The following is a 12813-nucleotide window of genomic DNA, read 5'->3' on the forward strand; positions in this document are numbered from 1 at the left end:
GTCGAGCAGATCGGGGGACCCTGGTGAGCGGAACGCGCCGGTGAGTCGTAACAACGACAGCCTCCCCATGTTGCCGCCGTGGCTGTCGGAGAGCGAAGTCACACAGGTCGGCTACGAGGCTCCGGTGGAGAACCTCCCCCAGGACGATCTGATCGACGAGGCACCCAAACGCCGCCGCTTCATGGGCCGCGGCGGGAACGACGATGCCAAGAAGGACAAGCGCGGGCGTCGGCGCAAGGGTGAGGACCAGCCCGAGCAGCATCAGCCCGTCGCCGAGCAGGCCGACCAGCGCCCGCCCGTGGAGCAGCGTCGGCCCGCCGAGCAGCGTCCGCCGGTCGAGCAGCCGCCCGCGCGGCAGTCGTGGCCGGGCGAGGCCGCGAACCCGCTCATCCCCGGCGACCAGCCCAACGGCTGGCAGGGTGGCCCGGCGGGTCCCGGCACGCCGCCGCCGTGGCCGTCACCGCACAACGGGAGCAGCGCGGCCGTACCGCCCGCCCCCGGGCCCTCCACCCCCGCGCCGGTCGGCGATCCGTCGATCCCCACCGGCCCCTTCACCAACACCCCGCCGTCGCACGGCGGCCCGAGCGCCGCGCCGACGACCGGTGCGCACGAGAGCTCCGCGACGGCCTACGCCGACCCGACCGCACAGGCCGGTGACCATTCCGGCCTCTCCCTGCCGACCCGGACGCCCGCGCCGCCGTCGACCGGGTTCACCCCGCTCGGCCCGGGCCAGCAGCAGCGTCAGCTCCCCGACCTGCCGCCGCCCCCGCCCCTGCCGGATCCCCCCGCCCGCCCCCGCCACACGGAGGCACCACCGCGCCTGACGGCACCGGGCGAACCATCGATCGGCGCCCCCGCGGACCCGCTCCTCGGCCCGATTCCGACCCCCGCCACCGAATCACCGGTGTCGTCGACCGCCGCCGACCCACTCCTCGGCCCGACACCGACCACCACCGGCGCATCGACACCAGGTGTGGACCCCCTCCTCGATGCCGCTCGACGGCCGGATCCCGCCGACGTCGTTCCGCCGGAGTCCGGTGAACAGGCACGGACCGGCCGTGGACGGCACAGCCTCGATCAGCCGGAGTCCGCGGCTGCGATCGGCGACGCCGTGTCCGCGGCCACCACGACGCCTCCGCGCCTGCCGGAACCGCCCGCACGCCTGGGCGATCCGGCCGCGACGGGTACCTCGCAGGCGGGCTTCGCACCGTCACCCGATGCGACGACAGGTCCCCCGCCGCTGCCGGAACCGCCTGCGCGCCTGGGCGTTCCGGCTGAGACGAACGTGGCCGCCCGGGATGTCCTGTCACCTGACGATGCGGTGCGGCGGAACGACCTCGACCCGGAGGCGCCCGTCCACGACGGCATATCGTCTGCCGACCGCGCCGCGACGTCCCAGGCCTCGCCCGACGCGTTCGCCGCACACGGCTCGACCGGCACGCCGTCGGCGCACACCTCGCCCGCCACGGGCGATGCCATCGCATCGCCCCGGCCCGCGTCGACCAGTCCTACGGACAACGCTCTAATCGGCCAGGTCTCGGCGGGCAATGCGCCCTCGACGCACGGCTCGACACCCCACGATGGCGCCGCCCCGTCGACGCACGGCTCCGCGCCCCTCGATGACGCCACGCGATCGACGCACGGCTCCGCGCCTCGCGATGGCGCCACGCCGGCGACGCACGGCTCGGCAGTCGGCGGCGGTAGCGCGGAAGACAGCGCACCTGCCGACCGCACCACCCGGATGAGCCTGCCGACGGATCTCACCGGCGGTACGGGTCCCGCCACCGCGAGCGCCCCCGATTCCCGGTCGGCGTACAGCGCAGGCGAATTCACGCCGTCCACCGGTGCGGGATCCCCGTACCGGCCCGGCGAGTTCGTCGCTCCGCCGCAGGCGCCGGGGCCCGACCAGCCGTCGCACTACGTCTCGCAGACGCCGACCTACCATTCGTCGCAGTACAACGCGATGCCCGGCGATCCCTCGCCCGGTGCGGGCACCCAGTCCGCTCCGGACGCGCAGACGGAGATGTTCCGCGGTGACGACCCGCGGGTGCAGGCGGCCCGGAACCAGGCTCCCGGTGGCGAGTACGCGCCGCCGTCCTGGCAGAGCGGCACCGACCAGCAGACCCACGCTCCGCAAACCGGTTACCGCTCCGGCGAATTCGCGCAGCCGGCCAACCCGTACCAGCAGACCCCGGGTCAGTACCAGCCGGGCGACCCCGCCCAGCAGTTGCCCGAGTCGTATCACCGCCCGGACGGCGGCCTCCCGCAGCCCGACGGCACCCCGGCTCAGCACGGCGCGCAGGCGCCACAGGCCGAGGCAACGCGGCACTACCAGCAGCAGGACCCCCTGGCGCCGCGGCAATCGCAGCCCGACGGCTCCTCCGCGCAGCAGTACCTGCCCGACGGATCTCCCGCGCCGACCCACCTGCGGCCCGACGGCGGCCAGCAGTTCCTGTCCGACGGCGGCCAGCAGTTCCTGCCCGACGGCAGCCCGGCGCAGAACCATCAGCGGCCCGACGGCGTCCCGCCGCAGCAGTACCTGCCCGACGGCACGCCCGCGCCGAACTTCCAGCGGCCCGACGGCGTCCAGCCGTACCAGCAGCCGGGTGACGTTGCGCCCCAGCAGTTCCAGGGCGGCCCGACCGTGGCGCCGTACCAGCAGGGCCCTGGCCAGTTCCAGCAGCCCGGCCAGTACCAGCAGCCCGGCTGGGGTGCCAACCCGCAGCAGGGGTACCAGCCGCCGTCGCTCGACAACGTCCCGGTCAAGCGGGTCAAGAAGGCGCCGGGCAGTGGCTGGCGTAAAGCGGTGCACCATGTTTCGGGTGGTGCGATCAACCCTGGGATGTCCGCGGAGGAGCGGCGCCTGCAGGAGCTGGTCGCCCGCATCCGTCAGCCGGTGCGCGGTGACTACCGGATCGCGGTGCTCTCGCTCAAGGGTGGTGTCGGCAAGACGACGACCACCACCGGCCTCGGCTCGATCTTCGCCTCGATCCGTGGTGACCGGGTGATCGCGGTCGACGCCAACCCCGACTTCGGCACCCTGTCGCAGCGGGTGGCGCTGCAGACCCGCTCGACCGTGCGCGACCTGCTGCTCGATCCGTCGATCGAGCGCTACTCCGATGTCCGCAGGCACACCTCGCAGAGTTCGAGCAGGCTGGAAGTGCTTGCCAGCGAACGTGATCCGGCAGCGTCGGAATCGTTCAACGACGAGGAGTACCGGGCGGTGGCCCGGATCCTGCAGCGGTTCTACAACATCATCCTCACCGACTGCGGCACCGGCCTGATGCACTCGGCGATGAGCGGCGTGCTCGATCTGGCGCACTCGCTGGTGCTGATCTCGTCGGCGGCGATCGACGGCGCGCGCAGTGCCGCGGCCACGCTGGACTGGCTGTCGCTGCACGGGCACGACCACCTGGTCCGCAACGCGGTCGTGGTGATCAACCTGCCGCGTGAGGGGTCACCGAATGTCGGTGTCCAGCAGTTGCGCGAATACTTCCTCTCGCGCTGCCGGGCCGTGCACATCATCCCGTTCGACGAGCACCTGTCCGAGGGTGCCGAGATCGATCTGCACCGCCTGCACAAGACGACCAAGCGGGCCTACGTGGAACTGGCGGCGACCGTCGCCGACGAGTTCGGCGTGGACCACCACCGCTTCGGCTGAGCTACGCCGCGGGCGGGCCGGTCACCACTCCGGCAGCCTGCGGCGCCCGGCGATCACGTCGCGGACCAGGTCGTCGTAGGCGTCGGCCAGCTCGGCGAGGTGGTGCCACGCGCCGTGCAGCATCTCGTCGTTGGCGGGCATGGTCATCAGGGCGTGGTGCGCGCGGACCGAGGATTCGGCCAGCCGGTCGATGACCGCGCCGATCGTCTCGGTGTGCAGGGTCGCGCCGAGGCGGTGCTGCGGGACGGCGCGATGCACCCAGTCGTCGATCGCGAGGACCAGTTCGGCTCGGCGGCAATCGATCTCACGCATCACGACCGGATCGGTATCGACGAAGCCGCCCCGCCCGACGATGCGCTTCTCGTGCAGCACCGCGAGATCACGCGCGAACCACAGCAGTGGTCCCCCCACCACCCGATGTCCGCGACACGCCCGGACGAGAAGATCGGAGAGCGGCAGTAGACCGGTAGTCGCCGGCGGCCCGGCGGTATCGACACACCGCAATGTGTCGGGGAAAGCCATTACGACCGTAGAACTCTCCGAACCAGCCACGTTGCCTCGCCGTCGTCGCCGCACAGCACCGGATCAGGACGTTCATTACAATAAACCTCGCAAGCATCCTGTCAAGCATTACTCGGCCGTAGGTAACCCAGACGAGTACACTTCGTTACCTGCACGACCTACCGAGGAGCATGATGGCGGACGGTCCGACCTACCTCCGGATCGCAGACCTCCTCCGTGAGGAGATCCGCGCGGGCACGTGGAAACCGGGCGATCGGCTGCCCAGCCATTCCGAACTGGCCGAGCAGATGCAGGTCTCGATCACCACCTCGCGCAACGCGATCCAAGTGCTCGTCGCCGAAAACCTCGTCTACACAGCTACTTCCCGCGGCACCATCGTGCGAAACCAGGAAGTGCTGGAATCCGTGGTCACCGACCACATCCGCCCCGATCGGCCGCGGTCGGCGCACGACATCTTCGAGGAGATCGCCCGCGCCGCCAATCGCGAGCCTGCCAAGGAATTCAGCACCAGGATGGAGCCCGCCGACGACCAGGTCGCGCAGTGGCTCGGGGTCGCCGTCGACTCCTGGGTGCTGGCCCGCACCGTGGTGCAGTACCTCGACAACGAACCGTGGTCGTGGGAGGTGAGTTTCTACCCACGCGATCTCGCCGAAGCCGCGAGCATCGACTCACCCCATGACATTCCCGAAGGCACGACCCGTCGCCTGGCCGATCATGGCCACGGCGAGACCGCCCATCGAGACACCTTGACAGCGCGACCCGCCACCGCCGAGGAGGCGGCCGTGCTCGGCGTCGCCACCGGCACCGTCCTGCTCGACCACCTGCGCATCGGCGCCAACCACGAACGGGTCACCCGGGCGACCCGGCATCGTTGTCTTGCCGGCCGCAACCGGCTGGCCTACCAACTCGGCGACGCGGCGGGCACCGCCGTCATCGCCCGCACCCTCGGCATCGCACCCGGACCTGCCGTCGCCTTGCCATGACCGTGGCGATGCGCCCGGCCGCCCTGGGCGACCTGCCGCTGATCTGCCGCCTGCGGGTGCAACGCACCGCCTGGCTCACCACGCGTGGGTCCGACCAGTGGACGGTCGCCGGTCGCGGCCGTCCCATCGAGATCTTCGCCGGCGCGGTCGGGCGGGCGCTGGACGCGGGCGAGACGTGGATCGCCGAGGTCGACGGTGAGCCCGCGGGCACGATCACCGTCAATCACCGGGCCGATCCGGGCCTGTGGTCGCCGTGGGAGCTGGCCGAGGCGGTGATCGTGCACTTCATGATCGTCGACCTGCGGTTCGCCGGCCGCCAGGTCGGGCATCGGATGCTCGCCCACGCCGCCCGGCTGGCCGACCAGAAGGACCGCGACTGGGTCCGGCTCGACGCCTGGACGTCCAACCAGCAACTGCACGACTACTACCGCCGGGCCGGCTTCACCCTGGCCCGCATCGCGGGGCCGTGCGCGGACGGCCCGTCCTGCGCCCTGTTCGAGCGGCGGACCGACAGCTGGTGCGGCCCGCCGATGTCCCGGCAGGCCCACCATCGCGCCGGTTCCCCGGCGCTGCCGATCGGTCGCCTGCCGGGCTGACCCGCTACAGCGGCGGCAGGTCGGCGATGTGGACCAGTTCGATGCCCTGACTGCGCGAGACCAGGGTGCCGCGACCGGGCGGCATCTTGCTCGGGCGCACGTCACCGACCAGCTTTCCTTCGTCCCGCGAACCGCTCATGATCAGCGTCTGAACCGACAGGTTCTTCATCGCGCCGAGCACCGGGTCGTAGAGCGCGCGCGACGCGCCACCGATGCGGCGGGTGACGACGAGATGCAGGCCGATGTCGCGGGCCTGGGGCAGGTACTCGAGCAGCGGCGCGAACGGGTTGCCGGAACCGGTGACGACCATGTCGTAGTCGTCGACGACGACATAGATCTCCGGGCCCGACCACCAGCTGCGTTCGCGCAGCTGCTGCTGGGTGATGTCGGAGCCGGGGATCCGCTTGGCCAGGTAGCCGGCGACCTCCTGGATCATCGGCCCACACGTCTGCGACGAGGTCGAATAGCCCGCCAGCTGGTCGCCCTCGAGCACACCGAGCATGGTGCGCCGGTAGTCGATCAGGATCACCCTCGCCTCGGCGGCGGTGGACTGCTCGGCGATGCTCATCACGATGTTGCGCAGCAGGGTGGTCTTGCCGCATTCCACGTCGGCGAAGGCCATGAAGTGCGGCTCGACACCGAAATCCAGCACCAGCGGCTGCAATTCGGACTCGCCGAGGCCGACGACGACCTTGGTGCGATCGAAGGTCACGCCCTGTTCCCGCGCGGTGGCGATGACCTGCTCGCGCGGGAAGCTCAGCGGCAGCATGCGCACCTCCGGCGCGCGCCTGCCCGGGTAGAGCGCGATCAATTCCTCCCGCGCCCTGGTGACGCCGTCGGCGATGGTCGACGGCTCGGAGTCGGAATCCAAGCGGGGCAGCGCGATCAGCATGTGCAGCTGCTCGGCCGTGAGACCGCGACCCGGCCTGCCGACGGGAACCTGGTGCGCGGTACGGCGATTCATCTCCGAATCGCCCGGGTCACCGAGGCGCAGCTCGAGCCGGGTGCCGATCTGGTCCTTGACCACCGGGCGGATCTCGGCCCAGCGGGACGCGCCGATCATCAAGTGCACGCCGAACGAGAGGCCCTGGGTGGCGATGGCGTTGATCTGCGGTTCCAGCAGATCGAATTCCTCCCGGATGGCGCCCCAGCCGTCGATCACCAGGAACACGTCGCCGAACTGGTCGGCGGCCATCGGGTCGCCGGGCGCCGCGGTGGTGCCGTTGATCTGCCGGGCTTCCAGCGCGGAGAACTTGCGCCTGCGGAACTCGGTCATCGACTCGATGCCCAGCTCGGCGAACCGTTCCTCGCGCTGGCGCATCAGGGTGGTGAGCTCGGCGATGGTGCGGCGCACCCGGTCACCGTCGAGCCGGCCGGCGACCGAACCGACGTGCGGGACACCGACCAGACCGGCCATGCTGCCGCCGCCGAAGTCCAGGCAGTAGAACTGCACCTGTTCGGGGGTGTGGGTGGCGGCCGCGGCCATGATGATGGTGCGCAGCGTCGTGGACTTGCCCGACTGCGGACCGCCCACCACGGCGACATTGCCCTGCGCGCCTGCCAGATTGATGGTCAGCACGTCGCGACGCTGCTCGTAGGGCTTGTCGATCACACCGATCGGCATCCACAGCTGACCGTGCCGGTTCACCGGCGAGCGCCAATCCGGGTCGGGCAGCAGCATGTCGGCGGTCGGCGATTCCTCCAGCGGCGGCAGCCAGACCTCGTGGGCCGGACGGCCGTGGCCGGTCAGCCGCTTGACGACGACGTCGAGCAGCGAGTCCGGAATGCCCTCCTCGGCGACCGGACCGCTCGGCGGTGGCGGCGGCAGTTCCAGCCTGCCGCGCAGGATCGGATCGTCCTCGGTCTCCGGCTGTTCCGGCGCGGCCTCGGTCACCTCGACCGGCGCCGCGGTGAACACCACCGGCCGCTGGCCGCCCATCGGCGCGCCGTCGTCGTCGACGACGGTACCGACCGGCGCCACGTACGGACCGGAGACGTAGCTCGCGTTGAACCGGAGCGGTTCGGACGCATCGCTTTTCAGGTAGCCGGCGCCGGGCACGCTGGGCAGGTGATAGGCATCGGTGATGCCGAGCACCGCGCGCGACTCGTTGGCCGAGAAGGTGCGCAGGCCGATCCGGTAGGACAGATGCGACTCGAGGCCGCGCAGCTTGTTCTCCTCCAGGCGCTGCGAGGCCAGCAGCAGGTGGACGTGCAGCGAGCGGCCGAGGCGGCCGATCATGACGAACAGCTCGGCGAAGTCGGGCTTCTGCGAGAGCAATTCGGAGAACTCGTCGACGACGACGAACAGCGCGGGCAGCGGATCGAGCGGAACGCCGGCGGCCCGCGCCTTCTCGTAGTCGTTGACATTGGCGTAGTTGCCCGCCGAGCGCAGCAGTTCCTGGCGGCGGTTCATCTCACCGGCGAGCGCGTCCTTCATACGGTCGACCAGGGAGAGTTCGTCTTCCAGGTTGGTGATCACGGCCGCGACGTGCGGCAGCGAGTCGAGCCCGAGGAAGGTCGCGCCACCCTTGAAGTCGACGAGCACCAGGTTGAGCGCGTCCGGCGAGTGCGTGGTGACCAGCGAAAGCACCAGGGTGCGCAGGAATTCCGACTTGCCGGAACCGGTCGCGCCGATGCACAGGCCGTGCGGGCCCATGCCGTTCTCCGCCGACTCCTTGATGTCGATCTCGACCGGCGTGCCGTCCGGCGTGATGCCGATCGGCACCCGGAGCCGCTCGCGCGCGGTCCGCGGCCGCCACACCCTGGCCGGATCGATCTGGGCCGCGTCGGGAATGCGCAGCAGGGCCATCAGGCCGGGGTCGCTGGTGGTGCCCTCCCCCAGGCTGACGATCTGCGCCGCCGTCGCCAGCCGGTACCTGGCCAGCGCGCGGGCGAACGCCTCAGCCTCGGCGACGCTGACCTCGTCGGCGGTCGCGAAGCGCTCCACACCCGCGGCACTGCGCGCCGACACGGCCCCGTCACCGACGACCAGCTGCAGACCGCGCCGGGCCGCGAGGCCGTTCTCGGGCGCGGTCAGGTCGAGCACGGTCACCGAGTCGAGCCCGGATTCGCTGATGATGCGTTCGTTGCCGCTGATGTAGCCGTCATCGATCACGACGACCACGTGCAGGCGACCCTGGGTCGGCTGCGGGTTGCGCATGAACCGGCCGCGTTCCATCAGCTCGGTCTGCAAGGCGGATTCGAGCTCACCGAGCGAGGTGTACATCATCCGGGCCGAGCCGAGTCCGTCGCGCACCGACGGATGCTGCACGTGCGGCAGCCATTTCGCCCAGGCCCAGTGCCCATCCGGGTCGGCGCAGACGATCGCGACGACCAGGTTGTCCGGGCCGTGGAAGGTGGTCAGCTCCATCAGCATGGCGCGCACCAGTTCGCGGCCCTCGTCGAGGTCGCCGCCGATATTGATGGCGGGGAACGCGCGCAGCGAGACCGCGGTCGGCAACTCGTGCACCACCGAGTGGGTGCGCACGAATCGGCGCAGGGCCACCGTCGACACCGGCTCGAGGTCTTCCAGCGGTCCGGTCTCCGGGCGGGCCAGCTTGGTGGCGAGGCGATGGCTGCCGACGCCGACCCGCACGTGGCCGAAGTCCGGGTCGTTGGGACGGCGTTCCCACATCCGCCTGCTGCCGATCAGCGCGGGCAGGTCGGCCGGTTCGGGATGACTCCAGTCCAGCGTCTCCAGCTGTTTGACGCCGGTGTTGCGCACGTCCTTGCGGACCTGATCGAGGTAGCGGAAGTAGTCCTTGCGTTCCTCGTTGAGCTCGACGGCGCGCTTGGGGCCGCCGCCGCGCATGCCCGCCATCATGCCGACCATCGACATGAGCATCATCATCGGGAACATCATCATCATCGGATTGGCCAGCAGATTGCGGCCCATCGAGACCATCATCGCGATCATGCCGACGACCGCGACCACCATGATGACCGGCATCAGCTTCATCATCAGCGGTGACGGGATGGCGCGCTGGATCTCCGGCGGCGGGGTGAGCGCGACTTCACCGCCCGGCGCGCGCGGCGGCGCGATCCGGGGGCGACGGACGAAACCTTCGGTAGCCATCGATCCCTCTACTCGAATTCCTGGTTGAGGTCGGCGCCGCGCCTGCGGAACGGAAAGGCGAACGCGGCTCCGATGCCCAACGCGGCCAACAGGGTCAGCGCGCCGATGATCGCGACCCGGCGCGGTCGCGGATCCGGTTCGGGGGCCGCGTAGGGCGCGCCGATCGCGTGCCCCACGTCGGCGCCCTTGCTCGGCGGCTCGGCGGCCAGCGGCGCGGTGAGCGCGGCCAGCGGGTCGATCAGCCCGGCTCCGATGGCGTCGTCACGGCCGCGGCCGGGCGCGTGCGAGGTGCGGGTGATCCGCTCGATCACCTGCTGCGCGGACAGCTCCGGATAGCGCGACCGGATCAGCGCGGCCAGCCCGGCCACATACGGTGCGGCGAAACTGGTTCCGTCGACCGGCTGCACGCCCTCCATCGTCTGGACACCGTCGACCAGGCCGACACCGCCCGGCTTGCTGTCCAGCGACACGATATTGCGCCCGATCGCGGCGGCCCCGATCCACGGACCGCGCAGCGACAGCGCCGATGGCTTGCCGTCGGCGTCGACCGAGCCGACCGCGAGCACGTAGGGGGCAAACCAGGCGGGCGAGGCCACGGTGGTCACCGAACTCCAGCCCGAACCCTCGTTCTGGTTCTGGCACGGGCCGCCCTGTTCCACATTGCCCGCGGCCGCGACGACCACCACATTGCGGTCGTAGGCGTACTTCACGGCGGCGCCGAGCGCACCGTCGGAGGTGTTGGAACCGGCCGGGGTGCAGGCCACTTCGGAAATATTGATCACCGTCGCGCCCATGTCGACCGCGCGCACGACGGCGCCGGCGAGGGTGAGGACGCTGCCGTAGCCGTCGCTGCGCAGCGAGCCCTGCCCCTTGTCCGCGCCCCGGTCCTTGGCCTCGTAGGCGAGGCTGAGCTGACGGATGGTGAGGATCTCCGCCTCGGGCGCGACGCCGACGAACGCGTCCTCGGGGACGGGACGCGCGGCGATGATGCCCGCCACCAGCGTGCCGTGCCCGTCGCAGTCGACGGTGCCGTCGGAGTCGCTGACGTAGTCACCGCCCGCCTGGAGCGCGGGCAGCCGCGGATGCCGGTTGACGCCGGTATCGATTACCGCGACCTTCTGGCCCGCACCGCGGCTGAACTGCCAGGCCGCGGGCAGGTCGAGCACCCGCTGCGCCATCGGCGGCTCGCTCGGCGCGTTGCCGCGCAGCACGGGTTCGGCGCACAGTTCGCGCTGTTCGGTGGGCTCGAGCGGGGCGGGCCTGCCGCTGAGCGCGAGCGCCGCGTCGAGCGCGCCCTGGTCGATCCGGGGCGGGGCGATCGCGCCAGCGGGCGCCGGGAAGCCCGCGACCGTGCCGAGCACGGTCGCGGCACAGGCCAGCCGCAGGACCGCGCGCCGCAGGGGTGCGCGGGTCATATGTTGCGGGCGGTCGAGTACACGTCCATGACCCACAGCGCGAGCGGGACCATCGTGATGATCAGCAGGTACTCGAAGATCTCGATCATCCGCCTGGTCACCGGGGTCACCTCGAGATGCGGGCCGATCACGCCGAATCCGATGACGCTGCCCGCGGTCAGCAACAGCAGGGCGACCGCGACGAATTCCAGCGCGTCGTGGCCGAGCCCGAGACCGGTCAGCAGCGCGATCATGATGAGCGCGCCGGTGGTGATCAACGTCGCGGCCTGCACCAGGTCGGCGTAGGAGCGCCCACGCAGGCAGAGCACGACCGCGGCGACCGCGGCGAGCGCGACGCCACCGGAGTGGAACGGCCCGAGCGGATCGGCCGCGCCGACGGCGCCGAACAGCGCGGCCACCGCGCAGGCGACGACCAGCCCGGTCTGGATCTGATTGGCGACGCGAGCACGTTCACCCAGGCCCGCCGCCGAGGGCAGCGCGATCGCGCCGACCGCGCCGATGCCCTCGATCGTCGGGCGCTGTTCGTGGTCGGCGGGGTCGATCGCCCCACCGGCCGTCGGCACCGGCGGAATCGGCAACCGGGCCGCCACCGCGGCCAGCCGCGGCACCGACGACAGCAGGATCACCGCCGCGACGAGCACCCCGGCGAACAGCTTGGCCAAGCCCGGATGCCACAGCAGGTAGACGGTGCCGGTCACCGCGCCGAACACACTCAGCGTGATCGCGGCGGCGAACAGGCCGGCCCCGATGCCGGTGATCCGGTAGCCCGCGACCGCCGCGACCAGCAGCACGACGCTGCCGAGCAACACCTGCCCCGCGCCGAGCTGACCGGGCACGAGCAGCGCGCCGCCGCCGAACAGCAGCAGCAGGGCGTCGAGCGAAAGCCAGTTGGCGGTCAGCGAATCGGTGAACTTGCGGGCGGCGATGCCGGCCGCCGCCGACGCGGCGATACCGGTGCCGAGCAGCGCGAACGCGGGGACCAGCGGATCGCTGTCGGCACGCGAGACCGCGAGCAGACCGAGCGCGGCGACGATCGCGATCGTCGCGATCACCAGACCCGCCCAGCGGGCCGCGGCACTGGACCAGCCGCGGAACTCGCCTGCGGTGAGCCGGGATACGGCATCGATCACGTCGTCGAAGAGCGCGGGCGCCTCTTTGCGCGTCACCGGGCTGAGCACGAGCAGCTCGCCGTCGTAGACCTCGGCCTCGGTGAGGGTGCGGCTGGGCGCGAGTGGGTCCTGCCCGAGCCGGGCCAGGGTCCAGTGCTGGGCACGGACCGGGGCGGAGTCCTCGTCCCCGTCCGGCAGTCGCGGATCCCGGGAACGGATCAGCGCCACCAGGTCGCCGATGAATCCGGCGATCGGTACCGTGGCGGGTAGTCCGATGTCGAGCTGCGTATCACCCCCGATCACTGAAACTCGGCATAGTTCCGGCTCATTGCCCAACAACGTCGACACCAGTGATGAACTCTCAGTCGTAGCTGACTACTTCCGTTGCGACCACACGGCAGCGTTACCTAATCTAACGGACAGGGCAAACCGGCGCGATCGAAGTCCCGCCG

General features: G+C 71.1%; 7 protein-coding genes. 3 read left to right on the forward strand and 4 right to left on the reverse strand.

The window, feature by feature from the left end:
• Positions 1-40: 40 nt before the first annotated feature.
• Complete coding sequence (locus ACFYWJ_RS01115) at positions 41-3661, forward strand: AAA family ATPase (RefSeq protein ID WP_387160504.1); 3621 nt, start codon at positions 41-43, stop codon at positions 3659-3661.
• Between the two features lie 21 nt (positions 3662-3682).
• Here the strand turns inward: ACFYWJ_RS01115 and ACFYWJ_RS01120 are convergent, their stop codons facing one another.
• Complete coding sequence (locus tag ACFYWJ_RS01120; protein WP_355271361.1) at positions 3683-4075, reverse strand: DUF4254 domain-containing protein; 393 nt, start codon at positions 4073-4075, stop codon at positions 3683-3685.
• 281 nt (positions 4076-4356) lie between these two features.
• Between ACFYWJ_RS01120 and ACFYWJ_RS01125 the strand changes: the two genes are divergently transcribed.
• Both ACFYWJ_RS01125 and ACFYWJ_RS01130 read left to right on the forward strand, forming a co-directional pair.
• Positions 4357-5166, forward strand: coding sequence for a GntR family transcriptional regulator (locus ACFYWJ_RS01125; protein ID WP_355271359.1), 810 nt, complete (start codon positions 4357-4359; stop codon positions 5164-5166).
• Positions 5163-5762, forward strand: a complete 600-nt coding sequence (locus ACFYWJ_RS01130; RefSeq protein WP_355271357.1) for a GNAT family N-acetyltransferase — start codon at positions 5163-5165, stop codon at positions 5760-5762. The genes ACFYWJ_RS01125 and ACFYWJ_RS01130 overlap by 4 nt, the downstream gene beginning before the upstream one ends.
• A 4-nt stretch (positions 5763-5766) precedes the next feature.
• Here the strand turns inward: ACFYWJ_RS01130 and eccCa are convergent, their stop codons facing one another.
• From eccCa to eccD, 3 genes are read right to left on the reverse strand one after another with little or no spacing between them, the layout of a single operon-like run.
• Positions 5767-9837 carry a type VII secretion protein EccCa gene (eccCa, locus tag ACFYWJ_RS01135; RefSeq protein WP_355271355.1) on the reverse strand — a complete coding sequence of 1357 codons (4071 nt, stop codon included), beginning with the start codon at positions 9835-9837 and terminating at the stop codon, positions 5767-5769.
• Between the two features lie 8 nt (positions 9838-9845).
• The gene (gene mycP / locus ACFYWJ_RS01140; protein WP_387160508.1) at positions 9846-11252 is read right to left on the reverse strand and encodes a type VII secretion-associated serine protease mycosin; all 1407 of its coding nucleotides are present in this window, start codon (positions 11250-11252) and stop codon (positions 9846-9848) included.
• Positions 11249-12709, reverse strand: coding sequence for a type VII secretion integral membrane protein EccD (gene eccD, locus ACFYWJ_RS01145; protein WP_355271353.1), 1461 nt, complete (start codon positions 12707-12709; stop codon positions 11249-11251). The genes mycP and eccD overlap by 4 nt, the downstream gene beginning before the upstream one ends.
• Positions 12710-12813: the final 104 nt, after the last annotated feature.

The sequence above is a fragment of the Nocardia sp. NPDC003269 genome (assembly GCF_042888005.1).
GTDB lineage: Bacteria > Actinomycetota > Actinomycetes > Mycobacteriales > Mycobacteriaceae > Nocardia.